General features: G+C 75.2%; 19 protein-coding genes. 10 read left to right on the forward strand and 9 right to left on the reverse strand.

Annotated elements, in window-relative coordinates:
* Positions 1 to 79: 79 nt before the first annotated feature.
* Positions 80 to 2,164 (reverse strand): M56 family metallopeptidase, encoded by a 2,085-nt coding sequence (locus rosag_RS16785; RefSeq protein ID WP_284351313.1) that lies wholly within the window; start codon positions 2,162 to 2,164, stop codon positions 80 to 82.
* A gap of 4 nt (positions 2,165 to 2,168) precedes the next feature.
* The gene (locus tag rosag_RS16790) at positions 2,169 to 2,561 is read right to left on the reverse strand and encodes a BlaI/MecI/CopY family transcriptional regulator (protein WP_284351314.1); all 393 of its coding nucleotides are present in this window, start codon (positions 2,559 to 2,561) and stop codon (positions 2,169 to 2,171) included.
* Positions 2,562 to 2,763: 202 nt separating this feature from the next.
* Here rosag_RS16790 and rosag_RS16795 point away from each other — a divergent pair, with 202 nt between their 5' ends.
* A complete protein-coding gene (locus rosag_RS16795; RefSeq protein WP_284351315.1) occupies positions 2,764 to 4,596 on the forward strand; it encodes a peptidylprolyl isomerase in 1,833 nt (610 codons plus the stop codon).
* Positions 4,597 to 4,605: 9 nt separating this feature from the next.
* Here the strand turns inward: rosag_RS16795 and rosag_RS16800 are convergent, their stop codons facing one another.
* Together rosag_RS16800 and rosag_RS16805 are read right to left on the reverse strand one after the other, a co-directional pair.
* Positions 4,606 to 4,983 (reverse strand): hypothetical protein, encoded by a 378-nt coding sequence (locus rosag_RS16800; RefSeq protein ID WP_284351316.1) that lies wholly within the window; start codon positions 4,981 to 4,983, stop codon positions 4,606 to 4,608.
* A 92-nt stretch (positions 4,984 to 5,075) separates the two neighbouring features.
* The gene (locus rosag_RS16805; protein WP_284351317.1) at positions 5,076 to 6,053 is read right to left on the reverse strand and encodes a hypothetical protein; all 978 of its coding nucleotides are present in this window, start codon (positions 6,051 to 6,053) and stop codon (positions 5,076 to 5,078) included.
* Positions 6,054 to 6,236: 183 nt separating this feature from the next.
* Here rosag_RS16805 and lplA point away from each other — a divergent pair, with 183 nt between their 5' ends.
* From lplA to rosag_RS16830, 5 genes are all read left to right on the forward strand, one after another.
* Positions 6,237 to 7,235 (forward strand): lipoate--protein ligase, encoded by a 999-nt coding sequence (lplA, locus tag rosag_RS16810; RefSeq protein WP_284351318.1) that lies wholly within the window; start codon positions 6,237 to 6,239, stop codon positions 7,233 to 7,235.
* A 341-nt stretch (positions 7,236 to 7,576) separates the two neighbouring features.
* Positions 7,577 to 7,918, forward strand: coding sequence for a PadR family transcriptional regulator (locus rosag_RS16815; protein WP_284351319.1), 342 nt, complete (start codon positions 7,577 to 7,579; stop codon positions 7,916 to 7,918).
* A gap of 12 nt (positions 7,919 to 7,930) precedes the next feature.
* Positions 7,931 to 10,732: an ABC transporter permease gene (locus rosag_RS16820; RefSeq protein WP_284351320.1), complete on the forward strand. Its 2,802-nt coding sequence runs from the start codon at positions 7,931 to 7,933 to the stop codon at positions 10,730 to 10,732.
* A 453-nt stretch (positions 10,733 to 11,185) separates the two neighbouring features.
* Positions 11,186 to 13,861: an ADOP family duplicated permease gene (locus rosag_RS16825; RefSeq protein WP_284351321.1), complete on the forward strand. Its 2,676-nt coding sequence runs from the start codon at positions 11,186 to 11,188 to the stop codon at positions 13,859 to 13,861.
* 8 nt (positions 13,862 to 13,869) lie between these two features.
* The gene (locus tag rosag_RS16830; RefSeq protein WP_284351322.1) at positions 13,870 to 14,208 is read left to right on the forward strand and encodes a PadR family transcriptional regulator; all 339 of its coding nucleotides are present in this window, start codon (positions 13,870 to 13,872) and stop codon (positions 14,206 to 14,208) included.
* A gap of 265 nt (positions 14,209 to 14,473) precedes the next feature.
* On the opposite strand, the gene rosag_RS16835 is transcribed toward rosag_RS16830, so the two are convergent.
* The gene (locus rosag_RS16835; RefSeq protein ID WP_284351323.1) at positions 14,474 to 15,235 is read right to left on the reverse strand and encodes an SGNH/GDSL hydrolase family protein; all 762 of its coding nucleotides are present in this window, start codon (positions 15,233 to 15,235) and stop codon (positions 14,474 to 14,476) included.
* A gap of 93 nt (positions 15,236 to 15,328) precedes the next feature.
* Here rosag_RS16835 and rosag_RS16840 point away from each other — a divergent pair, with 93 nt between their 5' ends.
* Entirely contained in the window at positions 15,329 to 16,762 is a 1,434-nt protein-coding gene (locus tag rosag_RS16840) for an amidohydrolase family protein (RefSeq protein WP_284351324.1), read from the forward strand.
* On the opposite strand, the gene rosag_RS16845 is transcribed toward rosag_RS16840, so the two are convergent.
* Positions 16,731 to 19,184: an Ig-like domain-containing protein gene (locus tag rosag_RS16845; protein WP_284351325.1), complete on the reverse strand. Its 2,454-nt coding sequence runs from the start codon at positions 19,182 to 19,184 to the stop codon at positions 16,731 to 16,733. The genes rosag_RS16840 and rosag_RS16845 overlap by 32 nt on opposite strands.
* A 191-nt stretch (positions 19,185 to 19,375) precedes the next feature.
* On the opposite strand from rosag_RS16845, the gene rosag_RS16850 reads away from it, so the two are divergent.
* Complete coding sequence (locus rosag_RS16850) at positions 19,376 to 20,602, forward strand: sensor histidine kinase (RefSeq protein ID WP_284351326.1); 1,227 nt, start codon at positions 19,376 to 19,378, stop codon at positions 20,600 to 20,602.
* On the opposite strand, the gene rosag_RS16855 is transcribed toward rosag_RS16850, so the two are convergent.
* Complete coding sequence (locus rosag_RS16855; protein ID WP_284351327.1) at positions 20,580 to 21,029, reverse strand: DUF983 domain-containing protein; 450 nt, start codon at positions 21,027 to 21,029, stop codon at positions 20,580 to 20,582. The genes rosag_RS16850 and rosag_RS16855 overlap by 23 nt on opposite strands.
* A 35-nt stretch (positions 21,030 to 21,064) precedes the next feature.
* Positions 21,065 to 21,682: a TetR/AcrR family transcriptional regulator gene (locus tag rosag_RS16860; protein WP_284351328.1), complete on the reverse strand. Its 618-nt coding sequence runs from the start codon at positions 21,680 to 21,682 to the stop codon at positions 21,065 to 21,067.
* A gap of 89 nt (positions 21,683 to 21,771) precedes the next feature.
* On the opposite strand from rosag_RS16860, the gene rosag_RS16865 reads away from it, so the two are divergent.
* Complete coding sequence (locus rosag_RS16865) at positions 21,772 to 23,445, forward strand: SulP family inorganic anion transporter (RefSeq protein ID WP_284351329.1); 1,674 nt, start codon at positions 21,772 to 21,774, stop codon at positions 23,443 to 23,445.
* Positions 23,446 to 23,472: 27 nt separating this feature from the next.
* On the opposite strand, the gene rosag_RS16870 is transcribed toward rosag_RS16865, so the two are convergent.
* Positions 23,473 to 24,558 (reverse strand): Hsp20/alpha crystallin family protein, encoded by a 1,086-nt coding sequence (locus rosag_RS16870; RefSeq protein ID WP_284351330.1) that lies wholly within the window; start codon positions 24,556 to 24,558, stop codon positions 23,473 to 23,475.
* On the opposite strand from rosag_RS16870, the gene rosag_RS16875 reads away from it, so the two are divergent.
* Positions 24,557 to 24,955: a hypothetical protein gene (locus rosag_RS16875; RefSeq protein WP_284351331.1), complete on the forward strand. Its 399-nt coding sequence runs from the start codon at positions 24,557 to 24,559 to the stop codon at positions 24,953 to 24,955. The genes rosag_RS16870 and rosag_RS16875 overlap by 2 nt on opposite strands.
* The last annotated feature ends 6 nt before the right edge of the window (positions 24,956 to 24,961 follow it).

Here is a 24,961-nt window from a genome sequence, read left to right on the forward strand (position 1 = left end):
ATCAGCACTTCGGCGGAAAGGGCGGGGCGACCACGCACGCGCGGTCGCCCCGCGGCACTGCTCACGTCATGTCAGCGCGTCACGGATGCGGGCGCGGATCGGGCCACGGCCACGGCCACAGACCGGCGGCGTGCCCGCCCGCGAGCGCGCGCACCGCGATCGTGCGGACGTTCTGGTCGTTCGACTCCAGCAGCCCGCGCAGCGCCTCGACGGACTTCTCGCCGAGCGTGGCGAGCGCGCGGATGTAGCCGAGCTGCAGCTCCTTCTCGGTCTCGGCGCGCAGCGCGGCCTGCAGCGCCGGGGCCGTCGCCGGGTCCTCGATCTCGTACAGCGCCCACGCCGTCAGCTGCCGCACGCGCGCGTCGCGGTCGCCCAGCAGCGCGACGAGCTGCCGCGGCGCGGTGCGCGGCTCGATGTTGCCGATCGCCCAGATGGCGCGCGCGCGCACGGCGGCGCTCGTGTCGGCCAGCGCGCCCACCAGCGCCTCGACGGACGAGGCGTCGCCCGCGTCGCCGAGCGACCACGCGGCGGTGGCGCGCACGCGCGCGTTCGCGTCGCGCAGCGCGGCCACCAGCGCGGCGCGCGCGACGTCGTCGTCCGAATCGGAGAGCGACCAGGCGGCCATCTCGCGCACCGCGACGCTCGCGTCGCGCCGCAGCGCCTCGGCCAGCGCGGCCGCCGCCACCGACTCGTCCGCGTACTCCGACAGGCCCCACGCGGCCACGCGCCGCAGCGACGCGCTCGTGTCCGTGCGCAGCACCTTCGCCAGCAGGGTCGCGCGCTCGTCCTTCGCCTCGGCGCGCGGCGGCTGGGCGTCGCGGCCCATCAGCATGCGCAGCGCCACGCTCGGCGCGCTCTCGACGACCGGCTCCGGCGCTGGATTCGGCGCGGGATTCGGCGCGGGATTCGGCGCGGGATTCGGCGCGTCGGTCGACTCGACCGTGGCGATCGTGCGCTGCCGCTGCCGCTCGACGCTGGTGCGCTTCTCGACGCGGGTCTCGGTGCGAACGTCGACCTGCGACGCCGACGTCTCGTCGCGCACCTCGGGATCGTCGTCGACGACGACCGAAGCAGGCGTCGCGGTCGGCGCGGCGGTCGCCGCGCGCGGCGCGGGCGCGGCGGCGCTGACGGTCACCGTGATGAGCGCGAGCACCGCGACGAGCGACGCGGTCTGGCGGCGGCTGGGCGCCGTGCGCGGGCGCTCGGGATCCAGGATGTCGAGCATGCGGCCCTCGAACTCGGTGCGGCGCGCCATGGCGAGCGCGGTGATCGGCGTCGCGTCGCCGCGCACCGAGGTGACGATGTCCAGCAGGTGCTCGGCGTAGTCCGCGGCGCGCGCGCCGCACGACAGCGCGAGGTCGTCGCACGCGCGCTCGCTCTCGGCGCGCAGGCGCCTGGCCGCGGTCCACACGAGCGGATGGAACCACCACAGCGCGCACGTCAGCCGTGCCAGCGTGTGGCCCGCGAGATCGCGCCGGCGCACGTGCGCCAGCTCGTGGAGCAGCACCGCGCGGCGACGGTCCAGCGACCAGCCGTCGCTCTCGGCCGGCAGCACGATCGTCGGCTGCAGGATGCCGCACGCGAACGGCATCTTCGCGTCGGCGCTGCGGAGGAGCCGCGGCGCGTCGTCGAGGCCCAGGCGGTCGGCGATCTCCCACATCGGGTCGAGCCAGTCGTGCCCGTCGAGCGGCTCCGCGCGGCGGATGATGCGGCGCACCGCGAGCCACGCCTTCGCCAGCGACGCGCCGATCACCAGCGCGACCGCGGCCCACAGCGCGAGCAGCGACGGCGCGAGGCCGAGCAGGCGGCGCAGGAGCGGCGTCGAGGTGGCGACGTCGCTCTCGGCGGGGAGCGCGGGCGCGGCGACCGCGGGCGCTTCGGTTCGCGAGCTGGATGCCGCGGTCGGCGCGCTCGCCACGGGCGGCGCGACGATCGGCGCGACGGTGGGCGCCACGACGGGCGCGGGCTCCGCGGGCAGCACCGCGAGGCGCAGCGGCGCCCACGTCGCGAGCGCGGGCACCAGCAGCAGCCCGGCGAGCGTCACCAGCCAGACGACGTGGCGCGTGCCGGCGGGCGCGCGCTGCAGCAGGCGCGTCACGCCCCACGCGGCGAGGAGCACGAGCGTCGCCTTCGCGAGCAGCAGGACGAGGGAAGCGGGGAGCATCGGCCTACCTCCCGTCGTCGCGCGCGCGCCGGATGCTGTCGCGCATCCGCGCGATGTCGGCGTCGCTGAGGTCCACGTCCGACATCCGGAGCAGCGCGGTGATGGCCTGCTCGGGCGAGCCGGCGAAGTGCGTGCTGACGACGTGCGCCAGCGCCCGCTCCTGCGCCGACTCGGCCGGCGTGGCGGGGAAGTAGACGTAGCGCGGGCCGTCGTCGCGATGCCGGATCAGCCCCTTCTCGCCGAGGATGCGCACGACCGAGCGCACCGCCGAGTAGGTGGGCGGATCGGGGAGGTCGGTCATGATCTCGGCCACCGTGGCCTCGCCGCGGCGGTGGAGGATGTCCATCACCTGGCGCTCGCGTCGCGACAGGTCGAGGGTCTCGGGCTGGCTGGTCACGGCGGGGTCCGCGTGAGGGGCGTGCTGAAAAATCAACCGTGCTGATATTTCAGCAGGAATCACCGCCCGTCAAGAGCGAGTTTTCCGGCTGCGGCCGCCGGGCGCTCCGGACCCTTCGGTTGCGGCCGCCGCGCGGCCACCTTCCATTGGCCACTCTCCGGGCGCCGCGGCGCCGATCGCCTCCATTCCCCACCACGTCACGATGCGCCCCATCGCGGCACTGCTCGCCCTCAGCCTCACCGCCGGCGCCCTGCCCGCGCAGGCCCCGACGCTGGACGCCCTGATCCGGGCCGAGGACGCGCGCGGCGCCACCGCCGCCGACCCGGCGACGCTGCGGGCGGGGATCGGCGCGGGCGACGCCACGCTGCGCCGCATGGCCGTGCGCGGCCTCGGGCGCTGGGAGCGGCCCGACCTGCTGGACGACGTCGCGGGCGCGCTGGACGACACCGATGCCACGGTGCGGCGCGCGGCGGCGGACGCGGTGGGGCAGGCGGTGCAGCGCGGCGAGGGCGCGGCGCGGGCGCGTGCGATCCTGCTCGCGAAGCTGGGCCGCGAGCCCGACGCGTCCGTGCGCGGGCAGATCGCGGAGAACGCGGGCCGCGTGCGCATCGACAGCGCGGACGTGGCGGCGACGGCGGAGGCGCTCGCGGCGCAGCTGCCGCTGCGCGGCGCGGTGCGCGGGCTGTTCTTCCTCGCGCGGCAGCGCGCCGCGCGCGGGCTCGTGCCGGCGGCCGTGGCGGCGCGGCTGCAGCAGGTCGCGACGACCGCCGCGCTGCCGACCGACGTGCGCGCCACCGCAGCCGCCGCGCGCATCGCCGCCGGCGGCGCGACGCCCGACGAGCTGGCGGCGCTGCGCCGCGACGCGAGCGGCGACGTGCGCGCGCTGGCCGCGACGGCCGCGATGATCACCGACCCCGCACCCATCGTGCGCTACCGCGCAGTGGCGCTGGCGGCGTGCCCCGCGCTCGTGACGGCCACGCGCGACCCGAACGCGCACGTGGCGCTGGCGGCGACGGACGCGCTGGCGAAGTGCACCGACGACGCGGCGGCCGTCGCGGTGCTGGAAGCGTCTTCGTCGCCGCGCGCGCTCGTGTCGCTGGCCGCCGTCGCGCCGGCGCGTGCGCGGACGAAGCTCGCGCGCGTGGCCGCCAGCCGCGATCCGTTCGCGCGCGTGCATGCCGCGCGCGCGGCGCGCCGCCTGGCCGACACGACGACGCTGCGGCGGCTGGCGCGCGACGCGGACGCGAACGTCGCGAGCGAAGCCATCGATGGGCTCTCGGCGCTCACGGGCCACCTGGACGATGCGACGTACGTCGCCGCGCTGCGCACCGACGCGGCGCAGCAGCTGATGTCGGCGGCGAAGGCGCTGGCCGGCGCGCCGACCGCGACGCCCGCGCTGGTCGAGGCGCTCGACCGCATGACCGCGCGCCGCCGCGAGACCGAGCGCGATGCGCGCATGGCGCTGGTGGAGGCGCTCGGCGCCGGCGTGCCGGCGCGCTACGCGCGCGACTGGGACCCGGAGATCGCGCGGAAGGCGGCGGCGCTCACCGGCGTGCGCGCCGATCCCGCGCCGCTGCCCGAGCCGCCCGTGCCGACCGTGGCGCAGCTGCGTGGCGTGCGTGGCGCGACCATCGAGATGGCCGACGGCGGCCGCGTCGAGCTGCGGCTCTTCCCGATGGACGCGCCGACGAACACGTGGCGCTTCGTGCGGCTGGCGCGCGCGGGCTGGTTCGACGGGCTGACGTTCCACCGCATCGCGCCCTTCTTCGTCGTGCAGGGCGGCAGCCCGCGCGCCAACGAGTACGTCGGCGACGGTCCGTTCACGCGCGACGAGGTGGGGCTGGAGAACCGCCGCGGCACGGTGGGCGTCTCGACGCGCGGGCGCGACACGGGCGACGGGCAGCTCTACTTCAACACCGTCGACAACGTCCGCCTGGACCACGACTATACCGTGTTCGCCGAGGTGGTGCGCGGGATGGAGGTCGTCGACCGCATGCAGGAAGGCGCGCGCATCCGGCGCGTCACCATCCACTAGCCGGGACGCTCACGGCGACCGCCGCGTCCTCGGCACGCCCAGCACGTCGAGCCGGCGCATCAGCGCCTCGCGCTCCTGCGCCTCGCGCACCATGTCGCGCAGCGTGCGCCCGAAGCTCGGCATGACCGGCTGCGGGACCTTCGGCGCGAGCAGGACTGCGGTGTCGCCGCGCAGCAGGAAGACGTACGCCGCCGCGGGCGTCCGCGCCGTGGAGGTGAACCAGACGGTGTCGCCGTGCTGCCGGAACGTCGCGGTGCCGCTGAGTCGCGCCTCGAGGCGCGGTGTCTGGGCCGGTGCGTCGCGCGCGACGAGCAGGCCTGCGAGGACGGCGATCGTGCGAAGCGCGCGCAGGAAGTGGGAGGCGGCGGGTGTCGGGGTCGCGTGCATCGGACTCGTGGTGGTGTCGTGACGCGGCGGCGGGCCGTCCCGCACCCGCCGCCGCCGAGGAAGCTCGCGTGGACGTTGGCGCGTGCCGCCCGCTACTCGCACACCTCCGCCCAGCCTTCCCAGTAGATGTACCACGTCATGCCGCCGTCGTCGCTGACCTCCACGATGACGTACTCCTCGTGGCAGGTCGGCGTGGTGCCGCCGCCTCCGCCTCCGCCGCCCGTGCCGGGCGTGCCCGTCCCCGGCTCCTGCGGCGGCTGGTCCCAGCAGCCCATCATGTCGTACTGCACCGCCATGATGTCCAGCTGGACGCGCAGCATCGAGATCGTCGCGGCGAGCACCGTCTGCTTCATCTCCCACGACGCCAGCTGGCTGAGGTAGCTCTCGGGCGACCAAACCCACTCGCCGTTGTTCCAGTCCCAGCCGAGCGTCACCAGCTCCAGCAGGTTCTGCTCGAACGCGTCGACCGCGCTCTGGTACGCCTCGGTGGTGGCGTAGATCGCCAGCTCGAGGTCCGTGCACGCGTCCGATGCCAGCGCGAGCGTCGGGCTTCCGGGGCGCAGCGCCGAGGCCGCGCGCACGGGCGACGCCGCGGGCGCGAGCGCGGAGCCCGCGCGCTTCGCGCCGCCCGCCGCCGCAGGCGCCGTCGCCGCGTGCGTGCGCACCAGGACCTTCCGCGGGTTGCGGCTCGCGCGCTCCATGCGCCCGCGGAAGCCGGGGTCGCGCTGCAGCCGCGCGAGTCGCGCCTCGAAGGCGGCGATGTCGTCGAGCGACCGCTCCACCATGCGCAGCTGCCGGTCGTTCAGCTGCGCCGCGCGGCCGCTGTCGTCGGTGATCCGCGCGGTCGCGTGGTCGATGGTGAAGCGCCGCCCGCGCGGCCCGGTGAACACGCGCTGCTGCCTGTCCTGGGCCACCTGTACCGACGGCCGGAAGGTGCCGATCGCCGGCGCGGCCGCGGTGGTGGCCGCGGCCGGCCCGGTGGGGGCGGCGAGATCCGACGCGCATCCGGCCACGGCGAGGCTCGTCGCGGTGACGAGGGTCGCCCAAGCCCTGCGAAGGTTGACGTGCACTGCGGCGTCTCCTGGGTGATGGGTCGCTACCGTGCGCGCGGCCGGTCGGCCGGCGCGGGCGGTAGCTAACATTCCCGCTCCGGCTCGAGTGTCTCGCGCGGGGCAACGGCGGGACGCGGCGGGCAGTGGCCGGCAGCGCACGTGCGCGCGCCTCCGCTGCGTCACCATCCATCAGGCCACCTCATGCTCTTCGTCGACAACCGCGGCATCACCGACGCACAGGTCAACCTCGCGCTCGAGGAGCACGTCTTCCGCAACCGGCCCGCCGACGAGGACGTGCTGCTGTTCTACGTGAACGCGCGCGCGATCATCATCGGCCGCAACCAGAACACCATCGAGGAGATCGACGCCGACGTCGTGGCCGCGCGCGAGGTGCAGGTGGTGCGCCGCGTGTCGGGCGGCGGCGCGGTCTACCACGACCTGGGGAACCTGAACTTCAGCTTCATGACGCCCGAGGTGCACGGGCGCTTCAGCCGCTACGACCACTTCACGCGGCCCGTGATCGCCGCGCTGCAGAAGATCGGCGTCCCCGCGGAGCTGGGCGGCCGCAACGACATCCTCGCCGGCGGCCGCAAGATCTCGGGCAACGCGCAGTTCGCGACGCCCACGCGCATGTTCAGCCACGGCACGCTGCTGCTCGATTCGGATCTCGACGCGGTGACCGCCGCGCTGCGCCCCAAGCCGGGCAAGGTCGAGAGCAAGGGCGTGAAGAGCATTCGCAGCCGCGTCGCCAACATCTCGGAGTTCCTCGCGGCGCCGCTGGACGTCGGCGCGCTGCAGGACCTGATCCTCGACGAGATCTTCGGCACGCACGACCGCGCGCGCATTCCCACGCTCGCGCTCACCGACGACGACTGGGCCGCGGTGCACGCGCTGGTCGAGTCGAAGTACGGCGCGTGGACGTGGAACTACGGCGAGAACCCGCCGAGCAACGTGCAGCGCGCGCGCCGCTTCCCGGTGGGGGAGATCGACGTGCGGCTCGACGTGCGCGACAATCGCATCGAGTCCGCGCGCATCTTCGGCGACTTCATGGGCCGCCTGGACGTCGCCGACCTCGAGGCGCTGCTGCGCGGCGTGCGCTACGAGCGCGACGCGATCGCGCGTGCCCTCGAAGGCGTGGCGGTGGCGGACTACGTGGGGGAGGTGGCGCAGGAGGACGTGCTGGATCTGCTGGCGCCGTAACCTCGCGGCTGCAACTCTCCGTTCCGACGGCGCTGCGGACTGCGGATCCTGAACGGCTGCGTGCTGCGTGCTGCGTGCTGCGTGCTGCGTGCGAACCCCGAGGTCCCTCGTCGCGCTGCGCGCACTCGGGACATGGGGCGGGGGCGGCGGGTGCGGGCGGAGGCGACCTCGATCGCAGCAAGGAGACTCACGCGCAGCAGTGAGGCTCCGCAGCGGCCGCGATCGCTGGGAGCCGGAGCCCGTGCCCGCCGCCCCCGCCGGCGCGCCAGACCAGCCCCCGAAACCGAAAAGCACACGGCCCGTAAGGCCCTCAGAGTCTGTACCCTCACTCTGGAGGCCCCGTGGCCGACGCCCTCCCCCTCGTGAAGGGGACCCTCGACGTGCTCGTCCTCAAGGCGCTGTCGTGGACCCCCATGCACGGCTTCGAGATCACCGCCTGGCTCGAAGGCCGGTCCGGCGGCGCGCTCGGCGTGCAGGACTCCGCCCTCTACCAGGCGCTGCACCGCCTCGAGGCGCGCGGGCTCGCCGCCGCCGAGTGGGGCGTGACCGCCAACAACCAGCGCGCGCGCTACTACCGGCTCACCGACGCCGGCCGCGCGCACCTCGCCGCGGAGACCGCGCAATGGGTGCGCTACGCGGCCACCGTCACCGACATCCTGACCGCCGCGCCGCGGCCGGCCTGAGGAGGGACGGCGATGTCACACTCCGAGATCCGGCCCGGCATCCGGCGCCTGTTCCGCCTCGCGGTCCTCCGCCGCGACCTCGCGCACGACGACGCCGACGCGGAGATCCGCCTCCACCTGCAGCTGCGCGCCGAGCAGCTGACGCGCGAGGGGATGTCGCCCGAGGCCGCGCGCGCGGAGGCCGAGCGGCGCTTCGGCTCCCTCGACGAGGCGCGCGAGCGCCTGCACGCCTCGGCCGCGCGTCGCGAGGATCGCCTCCGCTTCCGCGAGACGCTCGGCAGCATCGCGCAGGACCTGCGGCTCGCGCTGCGCGGGCTGCGACGCGCGCCCGGCTTCACCGCGGTCGCCGTCGTCTGCATCGCGCTCGGCGTCGGCGCCAACGCGGCCGCGTACTCCGTGTTCGAGGAGCTGCTCCTGCAGCCGCTCCCGGTGCATGCGCCCGAGCAGCTCGTGAACCTGTCGGCGCCCGGGCCGAAGCCCGGCAACGACCAGTGCAACCAGTCCGGCGCGTGCGAGGACGTCTTCAGCTTCCCGACGTTCCGCGCGCTGCAGCAGGCGACGCAGAGCGGGCTGTCCGGCGTCGCCGCGCACCGCCTCTTCCTCGCCAGCGTCGCCGTGGACGGCCGCGCCGCGCAGGGCGACGGCGTGTTCGTCTCGGGCTCGTACTTCTCCGTGCTCGGCCTCACGCCGGCGCTCGGGCGGCTGCTCGGCCCCGCGGACGACGTCGCGCCGGGCGCGCACGCGGTCGCCGTCGTCAGCCATGACTACTGGACATCGCAGCTCGGCGGCGATCCGACGGTGATCGGCAAGCGCCTGCTCGTGAACGGGAAGCCGCTGACCCTCGTCGGCGTGGCCCCGCGCGGCTTCCAGGGCACCACGCTCGGCCTGCGCCCGTGGGTGTTCGTGCCGATCCTGCAGGCCGCGGAGCTCGATCCGTTCTTCGGCCCCAGCAGCGACTTCGCGAGCCGCACGCGCTACTGGGCGTACCTGTTCGGCCGCCTGCGTCCGGGGACGTCGATCGCGCAGGCGCAGGCGGCGCTCACCACCGTCTACCGTCCGCTGCTGCGCGACCTCGAGCTGCCGCTGCACGCGGAGATGAGCGCCACGACGAAGGCGCGCTTCCTCGCGCGCGAGGTCGCCGTGACCGACGGCCGCCACGGACAGAGCACGCTGCGCGGCTCGACGCGCACGCCGCTCGTGTTCCTGTTCGCGATCACGGGGCTCGTCGTGCTGATCGCGTGCGCCAACATCGCCAACCTGCTGCTGGTGCGCGGCGCCGGCCGCGCCGCCGAGATGGCCGTGCGCATGTCGCTCGGCGCGGGACGCCGGCGGCTGGTGCTGCAGCTGCTGGCCGAGTCGCTGGTGCTGGCGGTGGTGGGCGGGCTCGTGAGCATCGTGGTCGCGTACGGGATGCTGCGCGTGATCGGCTCGTTCATCCCTGCAGCGTCGGTGGGCTTCGGGGCGATGCTGTCGCTCGAGCTGCGGCCGTCGGTGCTGGTGTTCGCGGGCGTCGTGTCGCTGGCGACGGGGCTGCTGTTCGGGCTCTTCCCGGCGCTGCACGGCACGCGCTCGGAGCTGGTGACGGCGATCCGCAGCGGCGCGGGGCAGATCCCGGGCGGGCACCGCGCGGCGTCGCGCTTCCGCAGCACGCTGGTGACGGCGCAGATCGCGATATCGGTCGCGCTGCTGGGATGCGCGGGGCTCTTCGTGCGCAGCCTGCAGAACGTCGGCCGCGTGGACCTGGGGATGGAGACGCGGCGCGTGGTGCAGTTCGCGCTGCTGCCGCAGCTCAGCGGCTACGATGCGCGGCGCGCGCACGCGGCGCTGGCGCGCGCGGAGGACGAGGTGGCGGCGGTGCCGGGCGTCGTGGGCGTCGCGGCATCGGGCACGCCGCTGCTCACGGGGAGCAACAACGGCGGCAACGTGCGCGTCGAGGGCTTCGCGCGCGGGCCGGACACGGACGTCAACACGCGCCTGAACAGCGTGGGCCCGGGCTTCTTCCGCACGATGGGGATCCCGCTCGTGGCGGGGCGCGAGTTCGGGGCGGGCGACCGCATCGGCGCGCCGAAGGTCGCGGTGGTGAACGAGGCGTTCGCGCGCAAGTTCAACCTCGGCCGCGACGCGGTGGGCAAGCGCCTCGCGCGCGACGACGGCACGCCCGAGGGGACGTACGACGTCGAGATCGTGGGGCTCGTGCGCGACGCGCACTACAGCGGCGTGAAGGACGCGCCGCCTCCGATCCTGTACACGCCGCAGCGGCAGGACAGCACCGTGACGGCCGCGATGTTCTACGTGCGGGTGGCGGGCGCGCCGTCGCAGGTGCTGCGCGGCATCCCGGCGGCAGTGGCGCGCGTCGACCGCAACCTGCCCGTGGCGCTGCTCAAGCCGATGGACCAGCAGGCGCGCGAGAACGTCTTCCTGGACCGGATGGTGGGCGCGCTGTCGGCGGGCTTCGCGGCGCTGGCGACGCTGCTGGCCGCGGTAGGGCTGTTCGGCGTGCTGGCGTACACGGTGGCGCAGCGCGCGCGCGAGTTCGGGGTGCGCATGGCCCTCGGCGCCGACGCGCGACGCGTGCGGGCGCTGGTGTTGGGGCAGATGGGGCGGATGGTGCTGGTGGGGAGCGTGGTCGGCGTGGCCGGCGCGCTGGCGGCGGGGCGCGCGGCGGGCTCGCTGCTCTTCGGCCTCGAGGGCCAAGACCCGACGGCGGTGGCGGCGGCGGTGCTGGTGCTCGGCGTGGTGGCGTTCGCGGCCGGCTGGGTGCCCGCGCGGCGGGCGGCGCGGGTCAGTCCGGCGGGGGCGCTGCGAGGAGAGTAGGGCGGCGGACTGCGGGCTGCCGATTCAAACGACAACTGCAAGAAGACAGGATGACAGGATGACGAGGAGGCTCCGCGTGGCGCGCTGCTCCAAGCGCCGGTGCGGAGCCTCCTCGTCATCCTGTCATCCTGTCCAATGCCGTTCAGGGTCCGGCGCGCCGACCCCATTCGCCTTTGGAGAGGATACGGATTTTTCGGATGTAGCGGATGCTTCGGATCGCTCCGCGTGGCGGCGACGTCCCGTGCGCCACACGGAGCGATCCGGAGGATCCGTTCCGATCCGGAGCATCCGTATCCTCACCAAAGGCGAACAGGCTGGGCACGATGGTGGCTCTCGAGCGGGGAAGCAGGATCCGCAGCCCGAGTAAACCATCCGTGAAGTCCGTCGGTCCAACGCTCGACCCCCACGCGGGCCCGCGTGCGCGGTCGCATTCTACAATGTAGAATCTGTCACATGCCCGTCCCCGACGTCCGTCACCCGCCGCCGCTGCCGCGGCTCCCGCTCGCGATCCTCCGCGCGCTCCTGCCGCGCGCGGAGCGCGACGAGGTGCTCGCCGACCTCGCGACCGAGTACGGCGAGCACGCCGCCGCCGGCGGGCAGCCCGCCGCCAGCCGCTGGCTCTGGCGCCAGGCGCTGCGCTCCGCGCCGGCGCTGCTCGGCTGGACGTGGTGGCGCGAGTGGACCGGATTCGAGCCCCGCGCGAACGCCTATCGGCCCGGAGGGCCCATGCTGAAGAGCTGGATCTCGGACGCGCGCTTCGCCGCGCGCCGCCTGCGCACCCGCCGCGCCTACACGCTGCTCGCCGTCCTCACCCTGGCGCTCGGGATCGGCGGCTCGGCGGCCGTCTTCGGCGTCGCGCGCCCGCTCCTCTTCGACCCGCTGCCCTACGCGCACGCCGACGAGGTGGGCACGCTCTGGATGGGCGGCTGGTGGACCGAGGAGGAGTTCCTCTTCCTGCGCGGGAAGATCCCGGGCTTCCGCCAGGTCGCCGCGCACCGGCCGAGCGACGTGATCCTCCGCGGCGAGGACGGCGGGCCGACGCGCCTCCTCCCCGCGCGGCAGACGTCGTGGGAGCTGTTCGACGTGCTGGGCGCGCGGCCGATGCTCGGGCGCGGCTTCCGCGAGGGCGACGACGCGCAGGGCGCGGAGCCCGTCGTCGTCCTCAGCTACGGCCTGTGGCAGGAGCTCGGCGGCCAGCCGTCGGTGATCGGCAAGCGGCTCACCATCGATGGCGCGCCGCGCACGGTGATCGGCGTCATGCCGCGCGGCTTCTGGTTCCCGGATCCCGCGGTGCGCCTCTGGCACGCGCGCCCGCTCAATCCCCAGGGGCGCAATGGCAGCTACTCGCTCACTGGCCGCACGCTGCCCGGCGTGCGCGTCGACGCGATGCAGCCGCAGCTCGCCAGCCTCGCGAAGACGCTCGCCGGCCGCTTCCAGTACTCGACCGCGGGCGACAAGACGAAAGATCCCGCGGTCACGCCGCTGCGCCAGGAGCTGCTCGGCTCCATGCGCCCGGCGCTGCTCGCGACGCTCGTCGTGATGGGGCTCATCCTGCTGATCGCGTGCGCCAACGTCGCGGCGCTCATGCTCGGCCAGGTCGAGGGCCGGTCGTCGGAGCTCGCAGTGCGCTCGGCGCTCGGCGCGAACCGCGGGCGCCTCACGCAGCAGCTCGTGGTCGAGGCACTGCTCGTCGGCGTGCTGGCCGCGGTGGTCGGTGGCGCGCTCGCGGCGCTCGGCTTCCGCCTGCTCGCGGGCGCGCTGCCGATCGGCGCGTGGGCCGAGAGCGCGCGCTTCGACTGGACGATGTTCGTGGCCGCGCTCGTGCTGGCGCTGGCGGCGGTGCTGCTGGTGGTGCTCGTGCCGTCGATCTCCCTCTGGCGCGGCGACCTGCGCGCGCGCATGGGGAGCGCGCGCACCGGCGGCATCCAGGGGCGCGGCGGACGACTGGAAGGCGCGCTCGTCGTCACCGAGGTCGCGCTCGCGATGCTCATCGCGTCGGGCGCGGCGCTGCTGGTGCGCAGCGTCTCCAACCTCTACGCGATCGATCCCGGCATCCGCACCGAGGGGCTGGCCGTGGTCGACGTGATGTCGAACCGCAGCCTCGGGGCGGGGCCGCGCCGGCAGACGCTCGACGAGATCTCGCGCGCGATGGCCGCGCTGCCGGGCGTGCGCGCGGTCGGTGTCGCGATGAAGCTCCCGCTGCGCGGCCAGGGGGACAGCTTCCCCCTCAGCGTCGAGGGGCGCGACGCGGGCGGGCAGGGGACGAACACGTACTTCCGCATCGTCACGCCGAACTACTTCGAGACGATGGGGATCCGGCTGCGCGACGGGCGGCTGTTCGACAACACGGACCGCATCTTCACCGACGCCGACAGCGTCGACGTGGTGATGTCGATCGTCGTCAACGAGGCGCTGGTGAAGAAGCACTTCCCCGGCGAGAACCCGATCGGCCGGCGGCTGGTGGGCGGCTTCGGCGCGCCGCAGCGCATCGTCGGCGTGGTCTCGAACGTCGCCGAGGGGAACCTCACCGACGACGACGAGGCGACGGTGTACTACCTCGCCGGCCAGGCGCCGATCTTCGGCGCGTCGGCATCGCTGGTGCTGCGCACGGCCGACGACGCGAGCGCCGAGGCGGTGCTGGACGACGCGCGCCGCACGGTGACGACCGTCGCGCCGGAGTTCGCGGTGCAGGGCACGACCACGATGTCGCGCGTGCTCGACGCCGCGGTGGGCCCCGCGCGCCAGGTGATGTCGCTGCTCGCGCTGCTCTCGTCGCTGGCGCTGGTGCTGGGCGCGGTCGGGATCTACGGCGTCATCGCGCACTTCGCGGCGCGCCGCAAGCGCGACTGGGCGATCAAGGTCACGCTCGGCCTCATGCCGCGGCGCGTGATCGGCAGCATCGTCGGGCAGGGCGCGGCGCTGGTGGGCGTCGGCGTGACGATCGGCCTCGTGGGGACCGCGGCGCTGGCGCGGCTGCTGGCCACCTTCCTCTTCGGCGTCGGCACGCTCGATCCGATCGCGTTCGCGGCCGCGGGCGTCGCGCTGCTGCTGGTGGGGCTGGCGGCGGCGCTGATCCCGGCGTGGCGTGCGGGGATGCTGAACCCGTCCGTCGTCCTCCGCGAGCAGTGAGCGCGCCCATGAGCGAGTCGCCACACGCGCCGCTGGGCGTGTTCGAGGAGCAGGTGGTGGTCGCCGTGCTGCGCACGCGCGACGAGGCGTACGGCATGCAGGTGCGCCGCGAGATCGAGCGCGTCACGGACCGCGACGTCGCGATCGGCGCCGTGTACGCGACGCTCGACCGGCTGGAGGCGAAGGGGCTGCTGCTCTCGACCCGCGTGCGCGCCGACGGTCCGTCGCGCCGGCTGTTCGCGGTGACGCCCGTCGGCGCGCGCGCCCTGGCCGACACGCGCGCGATGCGCGAGCGGCTGTGGCAGGGGGTGGACGTGCGGGGGTTGCTGGTTCTAGCGGGAACCTAGACGGCTGCGTGCTGCGTGTTCCGTGCTGCGTGCACGACCTCGGGACGCGTCGTCGCACCGCGGAGACGGTGCCTGTGGGGAGGATGCGGATGCTTCCAATGAGAACGGATCATTCGGATCGCGCCTCGGAGCGCATGGGACGGCGCCGCCACGCGGGACGATCCGAAGCATCCGCCAACAATCCGAAGCATCCGAACCCCTCCAACGGGCACAGGGTCGGGCGCGTCGATGCCGGCCACGCAGCACGCAGCTCGAGGATCTCGCCTCAGGGTCGGAGCGCCCGCTCGATCCCTGCCTCCACCAGCGGCGCCATCACCCGGTACCCCGCCTCGTTCGGATGCACGCCGTCGCCCGACAGCTCCGCGCGCAGGCCGTCGCGCGCGTCGCGCATCGCCGCGTGCAGGTCCACGTACACGGCGCCGCGTCGCTCGGCGTGCGCCTTCAGCCACGCGTTGAGCGCGACGATCTTGGGCGCGGGCTCGAGGCCGCGCTTCCACGGATAGTCGTACGCCGGCAGCACCGACAGCAGCACGACGCGGATCCCGTTCGCCTGCGCGACGTCCACCATCGACGCGACGTTGTCCTCGATCATCGCCAGCGACGACGGGCCCGTGTTGCCCGCGATGTCGTTGGTGCCGGCGAGCAGCACGACGACCGCGGGGCGCAGCGCGACGACGTCCTGCCGGAAGCGCACCAGCATCTGCGGCGTCGTCTGCCCGCTGATGCCGCGGCCGACGTACGGCTTCCCGGGGAACATCGCGTCGAAGTGGCGCGCCCACCCCTCGGTGATCGAGTTGCCCATGAACACCACGCGCCGCTCGCCGGCGCGCGGCGGGCCGAGTCGGGCGTTGTCGTCGCGGAAGCGCGCGAGCCACGCCCAGTCGTTGTGGACGCGCTCCTCCTGCACGCGGCGCCGCTCGGCCACGGCGTCCGCGGTCGCCGTCTGCGCGCCGAGGGGGAGGGGGAGGGGGAGGGGGAGGGCGACGCAGAGCGCCAGCAGGGCGCGGCGGACGATGGGGACGCTCACGATCGGCTCTCTCGTTGAAAGGTCGCGTGAAGCATGCGCGTCCACGCACTCGCGGACCAGCGGTCGGTTGCACCGCCTCTCATTCAGGATGCCATGAAACGCTCGATCGGCACGACCCTGCTCCTCACGCTCGCCGCGTGCGCGCCCGTGCGCGCGGCCGACGACGCGACCGGTGCGGCGCCAGCGCTCGCGATCGTCGGCGTCGCGGTGGCGGACGGCACCACGCCCGCGCTGCGCCGCGACTGGACGGTCGTCGTGCGCGACGGCCGCATCGCCGCGGCGGGGCCCGCGTCGTCGGTGCGCGCGCCGCGCGGCGCGACGGTCGTCGACGGCAGGGGGCGCTACCTCGTGCCGGGGCTGTGGGACATGCACGTGCACCTCGACGGCAAGGACGCCGACTGGCTGCCGCTGCTGGTCGCGCACGGCGTGACCGCGGTGCGTGACGTCGGCACGCTGCGCGCGGCCGACGCGGACAGCGTGCGCCGCGTGGCGGCGGCGCGCGGGTGGCCGGTGCCGCGCGTGCTGGTCGCGGGCTTCGTCGTCGAGACGCCCGGCAGCCTCGCGTTCATGGAGCGGCTGGCGACGCTCGCCGCGTCGACGCCGCATCCCACGCCGCGCTGGCATCGCGGCCACGTCGCCGTCACCACGCCCGAGGCCGCGCTCGCGGTGTGCGACAGCGTGGCGCGCAGCGGCGGGCGGATGCTCAAGTTCATCGATCCCGGCACGCCCGCGGTGCACGACGCGCTCGCGCGCGCCGCGCGCACGCACGGGCTGGCGCTCGTCGGCCACGCGCCGCAGGCGCTGCGCACGGTGGGGCCGTGGCGCGCGGTGGACGCGGGGCAGCGCAGCTTCGAGCACCTGTTCGGCTGGGCGAACGCGATCGACAGCATGCCCGACGCGTCGCGCGCCGCGCTCGCCGCGCGGATCCGCGAGCGCGACGCGGCGCTCGTGCCGACGCTGCTGGTGTCCGGGCAGGACCGCATCCCCACGGAGCGGTTCTGGGATCTCGTCACCGACTCGCTCGGCCGCCTCGACCCGCGCAACCGGTGGATCTCGCCGCACGAGCGCTCGCAGTGGGCGGTGCGTCTGGGGATGCTGCGCGATCCGCTGCGGCCGGCGCCGTCGCTGGAGGCGCTGAACCGCGCGTACGACCGCGAGACCGCCGCGCTGCGCGTGCTGCACCGGCTGGGCGCGCCCGTGCTGCCGGGCACCGACCTCGGGATGTACCTCGTCTATCCCGGCAGCAGCCTGCACGAGGAGCTCGCGCTGCTGGCGCGCGAGGTCGGGATGACGCCGTTCGACGCGCTGCGCAGCGCGACGCTGGCGTCGGCGCGCTGGGCGGGCGTCGCGGACTCGGTGGGCAGCGTGCGCGCGGGGCAGGTCGCGGATCTCGTGCTGCTGGACGCCGATCCGCTGGCGGACGTCGCGCACCTCGCGCGGATCCGCGCGGTGGTCGTGGGCGGCCGACTCCACGACCGTACCGCGCTGGACGCGATCACCGCGCGCGCACCTCGACCAGCGCGCTGACGCTGCGGCCGCCGAGCGTCGCGGTGACGCTCGCCCGTCCCACGGACTCGCCGCGCACGTTGCCGTTGCCGCGCAGGCTGACGACGCGGTCGTCGGAGGTGCTCCACGACGGGGCGCCGAGCCCGGTGATCACGCGGCCGTTCCGGTCGAGCGCCTCGACGTCGAGCCTGGCCTGGTCGCCGACGCGCAGGATGACCGACGACTGCGAGAGGCGAAGCGACGTGATCGCTCCTGGGGCCTCGGGCGTCGGGGTCGGCGTGGGAGTCGGCGTCGGCGCGGGTGTTGGCGTCGGCGTGGGCGCCGGTGTCGGAGCTGGCGTCGGTGTCGGCGTCGGCGCAGGCGCCGGAGTCGGTGTAGGCGTCGGAGTTGGCGCAGGCGTCGGCGTGGGTGCCGGCGTCGGTGTTGGAGTGGGTGCTGGAGTCGGCGATGGCGCGGGAGTCGGCGTCGGCGTCGGCGTCGGCGTCGGCGTCGGCGTCGGCGTCGGTGCGGGCGTCGGCGTTGGTGAAGGTGTCGGCGTCGGCGTGGGAGTCGGCGCGGGGGTGGGTGCCGGCGTCGGAGTCGGAGCTGGCGTCGGAGTCGGAGCTGGCGTCGGAGTCGGAGCTGGCGTCGGAGCCGGAGCTGGCGTCGGCGCCGGCGTTCCGGCACCGCCACCGGACGGCGGCGTGGGCGTCGGCGTCGGAGTGGGCGTCGGCGCAGGCGCGGGAGTGGGCGCGGGAGTGGGCGCGGGAGTGGGCGTCGGCGCAGGCGTGGGCGTGGGAGTCGGCGCGGGCGCCGGCGGCACCGCGACCGTCACCGTCGCCTCGCCCGTGATCCCCTCGCTGCTCGCGCGGATCGTCGCCGTGCCCGGCGCCACCGCGCTCACGCGGCCCGTCGCCGACACCGTCGCCACCGACGCGTCGCTCGTCGACCACGCGACCGCGCGGTCCGGCAGCGGCGTCCCGCGCTCGTCGAGCACCGACACGCCCAGCTGCGTCGCGGCGCCCGGTGCCAGCGCGATCGTCGCCGGCGACGGCACCACGCGCGCGACCGGCACCGGCAGCACGCGCACCGTCACGGTTCCCGATGCGCCCTCCGCGCGCGCCAGGATCAGCGCGGTGCCCGGCGCCACGCCGCGCACCTCGCCGCTCTCGCTCACCGTCGCGATCGCGGGCGCGCCCGAGCTCCACGTCACCGGGCGGCCCGCGAGCGCCGATCCATCCTCCGCGCGCGGCGTCGCGGTCAGCGCGGCGGTCGCGCCGATGCGCAGCGCGACGTCCGCGGGGCGCACCTCCACGATCGTCACCGGCACCGCGAGCACGCGCACCGTCGCCGTGCCGCGCCGTCCCTCGCTCGTCGCGGTGATGGTCGCGGTGCCCGGCCCGACGGCCGTCACCACGCCCGCGTCGTCCACGCGCGCCACCGACGGCGCGTCGCTCGCGAACGTCGCCGCGCGGCCCGCGAGCACCGCGCCCGACGCGTCCGTCGCCAGCGCCAGCAGCCGCTGCGTGCCGCCCACGTAGAGCGTGCTCGCGTCGGGCGACACCAGCACCGACGCCGCCGGGCGCGCGACCACCAGCAGCGTCGCGCGCGCCTCGTGCCCCTCGACCGTCGCCGTGATGGTCGCGCTCCCCGGCGCGATCGCGCTCACGACGCCCGACGCCGACACCGCCGCCACGCCCGGCCGGTCGCTCGCCCAGCTGGCGGGACGGTTGCCGAGCGGCGCGCCGCCGGCGTCGCGCACGGCGAGCGTGAGCTGCGTGCTCGTCCCCTCGAACAGCGTGTCGCGCTCGGCCGCCAGCGCGACGCTCGCCACCGCGACCGGCGACACGACGATGCCGACGACGCCCGTGCGCCCGTCGATCGACGCGATGATCGCCGCGAGCCCCGGCGCGACCGCGGTCGCCACGCCGTTCGCGGCGACGCGCACGATCGTCGTGTCGCTGCTGCTCCACGCCACGGTGCCCGCGCCCGTCACCTCGCCGCCCGCGTCGTCCCACGCGCGCACGCGCAGCGGCGTCGCGCCGCCCACCGCCAGCTGCACCGTCGTCGGCTCCACGCGCACCACGCTCACCGGGCGCGGCGCGACGATCACGCTCGCCGTCGCGCTCCGCCCCTCGACGTTCGCGGCGACGCGCGTCGTGCCCGGACCCACCGCGCGCACCACGCCCGCCTGCGACACCACCGCGATCGTCGTGTCGCGCACCGACCAGAAGACGCGGCGCCCCGCGACCTCCTGCCCGCGCGGATCGACCAGCCGTGCCGAGAGCGCGCCCTCGCCGCCCACGCGCAGCTGCAGCACGCTGTCGGAGAGCTGGACCACGTCGATGGACGGCGCCGTGTCGCCCGTCGTGGCGACGGCGCACGCGGACAGCAGCAGGGCGACGGCCGCGAGGAACGTCGCGCGTGCGACGGCACGCGGGCGAGCGGATCGGAGCGCGGACATGTGGAGCGTGGGCGCGGGCGGGGACGGGCGGGTCCGGCCGCGAGCGGCAAGTCGTGCGCCCCGGGTGACGCGCATCACGAAATCGGCGGCGCCGTCGCCCCATCGGCACCGCGCCGGGCCCAAACGGGACGGGCCGCCGCGGCGTATCTTGTGGGCGGCCGTCCCCGCCCCCCGCTCCCGCCGCCCGCCGCGTGACCGCCTACACGGACCTCTCGCTCCCGTGCCCGCTCGCGCCGGCGCTCGCCGACAGCATCCGCGCGGCGCGCGAGGAGCTCACGCACCGCTGGCTGGAGCGCATCAGCGCGCGCGTCGCGCTCGACCCGAACCACGTCTTCCCGACGGAGGATCTCCTCGACCACGTCCCGCTCCTGATCGACGGGATCGCGGCGTACCTGGAGCATCCCGCGCAGGGCGTCGCCGCCGACGCGCCCGTGATCGCCAAGGCGATGGAGCTCGGCGCGCTGCGCCACGGGCAGGGCTTCGACGAGTACCAGATCCTCAAGGAGTTCGAGCTGCTCGGCGGCATCGTGTTCTCGCACCTGATCGCCGCGGTGCGCACGATGAACGAGCCGTGCGAGAAGGACGAGCTGCTCGCGTGCGGCCACCGACTCTTCCGTGCCGTCGCGGTGATCCAGGAGGCGAGCGTCGCGCACTACCTGCAGCGGATGCGCGGCCGGCTGGCCGAGCGCGAGGAGCGGCTGCGCGGCTTCAACCGCGCGCTGACGCACGAGCTGAAGAACCAGATCGGCGCGGTGCTCGGCGCCGGCGACCTGCTCGCGCTGGAGGGGCTGCCCGACGACCAGCGCCCGCGGCTGCTCGACATCGTGCGGCGCAACGCGGCCGGCATGCGCGCGACGCTCGACAACCTGATCGAGCTCTCGCGCCTCGATCCCGACTCGCGCCAGCAGCGGCGCGTCCTGCTGCCGCAGGCGGTGGCCGAGGCGGTGCGGCAGCTGCGCGACGCGGCGCGGATGGCGGGCGTCGAGGTGCGCGTGGGCGAGCTGCCACGCGTCGAGGTGAGCGCGGCGGCCGTCGAGCTGGCGACGGTCAACTACCTCTCGAACGCCATCAAGTACGCCGATCCCGACGCGCCCGTGCGCTGGGCCGAGGTGCGCGGCCACACGAGCGAGGCGGGGCCGGACGGGGCGCCGGAGACGGTCGTCGAGGTGCGCGACAACGGGCTCGGCGTACCGGAGGAGGCGAGAGCGCAGCTGTTCGCGCGCGGGTTCCGCGCGCACATCGAGTCGGTGACCGGCGTCGAGGGCACGGGGCTCGGGCTCAGCATCGTGCGCGACGCGGTGGAGGCGCTGGGCGGCCGCGTGTGGGCCGCGTTCCCGCCCGAGGGCGGCGCGTGCTTCGCGTTCGCGCTGCCGGCGCGCCGCGCGGGCGAGTTCGCTACCGCAGCTCGGCCGGCGTGACGGGGCGCAGCATCACGTCGATCGTCAGCCAGAGCACCTTCGAGACCGGGTAGAACAGCAGCGGGAAGAGCAGCATCGCCGCCGCCGCGTAGTACGTCAGCCCGTCCCACGGGACCTCCGGCCACGTGGCGAGGATGGCGACGGCGAACGAGAACGCGAACAGCAGCTCGGACGTGATGAGGTTGATCAGCATCGCGGCCGCGAAGTAGCCGTCGTCGCTGCGCTCGTAGCGGAAGTGGCACGCCGGGCAGCGGTCGCGGATCACGCCCCACGGCATGCCGACGCGCCAGCGCGCGAGCACCGGCCCGCCGCCGCAGTGCGGGCAGCGCAGCCGCAGGAAGCGCCCGAGCAGGCGCAGGCCGCGCGCGAGCGAGGGGACCTCGAGCTCGGTCTCGGTGGTGCGGGCGGGGCGGGGGACGGCGGACATGCGGACGGAGGAGGAGAGGAGAGCGGCGCGTGCGGTCAGTGCGTCGCGGCCGGGGCGCCGAACTGCGCCATGAGGCCCTCGGCCGCCGCGAGGTACTGGGCGATGTCGAAGCGCTCGGGGTCGAGCATCGACTGCACCGCGCACCCCTTGATGAAGCTGACGCTGACCGCGGCGAGCCCCTCGGGCGTCACGCCCGCGAAGCGCGCGGGCTCGGCCTCCAGCACCGCGCGCGCGAGCGGCTGGAAGGCGTCGCGGTAGCGCTTCAGCTCCGCGCTGACGCGCGCGCGGATCTCCGCGTCGCGGATGCCGGCCGTCCAGTAGTCGAACGTCAGGCGGATGCGCAGCGGCTCGCGCGACAGCCGGTGCATCTCCTGGCGCAGCAGCGCGATCAGCCGGTCGTACGGCGACGCGAGGGCGGCGATGTCGCCGCCGACGTGGAGCACCGTCGTCGTCGCCAGCAGCCAGTCGAGCAGCGCCAGCAGGAGGAAGCGCTTGCTCTTGAAGTGGAACATGACCAGCCCCGGGCTCAGCTGCGCGGCGGCCGCCACCTGGAGGATGGTGGTGCCCTCGAGCCCCTCGCGTGCCGCGACCTCGTAGGCCGCGGTCAGGATCTGCTCGCGTCGCGCGCTCTCGGGCGCCTTGGTGCCTGGCATCGCGCCTCCCTCCCGGCGGCGGCTGTTGACTGATCGTTCAATGCGCCGTAACCTAGCATTGAACGCCGGTTCAACACAACCCGCCCGCCGTGCTCCTCCCCAAGCTGCTCACCACGCTCCGCGGCTACACGCGGCAGCAGGCGCTGGCCGACGCCACGGCCGGCGTCATCGTCGGCGTGGTAGCGCTGCCGCTCGCCATCGCCTTCGCCATCGCCAGCGGCGTCGCGCCCGAGCGCGGGCTGTGGACGGCGATCGTCGGCGGGTTCCTCATCTCCGCGCTCGGCGGCTCGCGCGTGCAGATCGGCGGGCCCACCGGCGCCTTCGTCGTGGTCGTCTACGACGTCGTCCAGCGCCACGGCGTGGACGGCCTGATGGTCGCGACGCTGATGGCCGGCGCGATCCTCGTCGTGCTCGGCGTCGCGCGCCTGGGCGCGGCGATCAAGTTCATCCCGCATCCCGTCGTCACCGGCTTCACGAGCGGGATCGCGGTCATCATCGCCACGGGGCAGGTGCGCGACCTGCTCGGGCTGCGCATGCGCGACGTGCCGCCGGACTTCGTCGCCAAGTGGCGCGCGTACGCGGCGCACCTCGACACCGTCACGCCCGCCGCGGTGCTGGTCGCGGGCGTCGCGCTCGCGATCCTGGTGGTCTGGCCGCGCGTCAGCCGCCGCGTGCCGGGCACGCTGGTGGCGCTGCTCGTCACGACCGCGCTCGTGCAGCTGCTGCAGCTGCCGGTCGAGACCATCGGCAGCCGCTTCGGCGCGATCAGCGCCGCGCTGCCGCGCCCCACGCTGCCGCACGTCACGCTGGCGCAGGTGCAGGCGCTCGTCGGGCCCGCGTTCACCATCGCGCTGCTCGGCGCCGTCGAGGCGCTGCTGTCGGCCGTGGTGGCGGACGGGATGATCGGCGGGCGCCACCGCTCCAACATGGAGCTGGTGGGGCAGGGGATCGCGAACCTCGTCACGCCGCTCGTCGGCGGGATCCCGGCCACGGGCGCGATCGCGCGCACCGCGACCAACGTCAAGAACGGCGGCCGCACGCCGATCGCCGGCATGGTGCACGCGCTGACGCTGCTGCTCGTCACGCTCTTCGTGGGACGCTGGGCGGCGCTGATCCCGATGGCGACGCTGGCCGCGATCCTCCTCGTGGTGAGCTACCACATGAGCGAGTGGCGCACCTTCCGCGGCGAGCTGCGGTCGCCGCGCAGCGACGTGGCCGTGCTGCTCGTGACGTTCGCGCTCACGGTGCTGGTGGACCTCACCGTCGCGATCGAGGTCGGGATGGTGCTCGCCGCGTTCCTCTTCATGCGCCGCATGGCCGAGGTGACGAACGTCGGCGTCGTGACGCGCGAGCTGGACGACGCGGCGGCCGTCGACGCCGCGCGCGATCCCGACGGCGCGCGCCGCCGCGACATCCCGCGCGGCGTGGAGGTCTACGAGATCAGCGGCCCGTTCTTCTTCGGCGCGGCCGAGCGGTTCAAGGACACGCTGGCACGGGTCGCGGGCGCGCCGCGCGTGCTGATCATCCGGCTGCGCGCGGTGCCCGCGATCGACGCGACGGGGCTGCACGCGCTGCGCGACGTCGTGCGCCGCAGCCGCGGCGACGGCACGCTGGTGCTGCTGTCCGACGTCCACTCGCAGCCGCTCCTCGCGCTCTCACGCTCGACCGCGCTCGCGGAGATCGGCGAGGCGAACGTGTGCGGCACGCTGGACGACGCGCTCGCGCGGGCGCGCGCGCACCTGGGGCTGGCCGACGCGGCCTGACGCGCCGGCCAGCCTTCGCGCGATCCGTCAGGCGTTCGGCCGGCCGCCCTCGGCGCTGCTGCCGCGCGCGCCCGACGCGCCGGCGCCCGACTGGATCTCGACGCGCCGCCCACGCCGCGGCTGCTGCTGCGGCACGGGCACGGTCACCTCGAGCACGCCGTGCTCGTAGCGCGCCTGCACGCGCTCCTCGTCGACGTGCTCGGGGAGCGCGATGCTGCGCGAGAACGCGCCGTAGCTCCGCTCGGTGCGGTAGAAGCCGCGCTCGCGGTCCTCGTGCTCCTCGCGGCGCTCGCCGGAGATGGTCAGCACGCCGTCCTCGACTTCGATCTGCACGTCGTCGGGGCGCATGCCGGGGAGGTCGGCGCGCACCACCAGCTCGTCGCCGCGCTGGAAGACCTCGAGCGGCGGCGCCCAGCGCTGCAGCCCCTGCGGTCCCTGCTGCTGACGTCCGCCCACGAGCGAGCGGCCCGGCGCGCCGCCCGTCCGGTCGTACGGGGAGAACGTCTCGCCGCCCGGGGCACCGAACAGGCGGTCCATCTCCTGGCTCATCGCCTGCGCGAACGCGAACGGGTTGGACATGAACGCGCTCGCCATCAGGTCGGGGTTCGCCATGAACGCCGGCAGGAGCGAGGGCGACGTCGCGCCACGCCCGGCGCCGGTCGTCATGCCGGCTCGCTCGCCGCGCTGCATGCCGGTGCCGGGCGTGGCCTCGCGGCTCACCGACCGCTGGCGCTCGCGGTCCGCGTTCGGCGCGCCGGCGATCGGGCCGCGCGCCTGCTGCGCCTGCTGGCCCTGCTCCGACTGCTGGGATTGGGATGGCGACTGCTGCGCCGCCTGGGATGTCTGCGACGGATCCTGGTGGTACTGCTGCGGCTGCGTCGCCGACGGGTTGGGATTGCCGGTCTGCTGCCTGGCCATCGTGCCCTCCACGCGGATGTGGTGGAGGCGGCCCAGCGGGGCCGCCGACTCCGCCGCGCGGCGCGTCGGCCGCGCGGCGACGCACGCGCCCGGGGCGGCAATCCGGATGCCGCCGCGCGCGGCCGCGCCGAGGCGTCGGCGCTCCGGCGTGCGTCGTGCGCTGGTGGCCCGCATCCCGTCTACCGGAGGAGTCATGCGCCATCGCCCGTCCGTCGCCGCGGCCGCGCTCGCCGTCGCCCTCGTCGCGTGCGCCGGGCGTCGCACCGCCCCGGAGCCCGTGGCGCCGGCCCTCGTCGTGTTCGAGAACCAGACGCTGTTCGAGGCCACCGTCTTCGCCACGGCGCGCGGCGGCGTGCCGCGGCGCGTGGGCATCGTGGCCCCCAACCGGACCCAGACGCTCGCGCTGAAGGGGGACGTGCTGGCCGCCGGCGGCGCGGGCGGCGTCACCATCACCGCGCGGCTGCTCGCCGACCGCCGCACGCCGACCACGGGCCCCATCACCATGCGACCGGGCGACCGATTCCGCGTGACGCTCCCGACGGCGGCCAACATCCTGTCCGTGGTGCCCGACGCGCCGTCGCCGTCGCCGTAGGACGGC

Origin of the sequence: Roseisolibacter agri (assembly GCF_030159095.1) — a bacterium.
Classification (GTDB): domain Bacteria; phylum Gemmatimonadota; class Gemmatimonadetes; order Gemmatimonadales; family Gemmatimonadaceae; genus Roseisolibacter; species Roseisolibacter agri.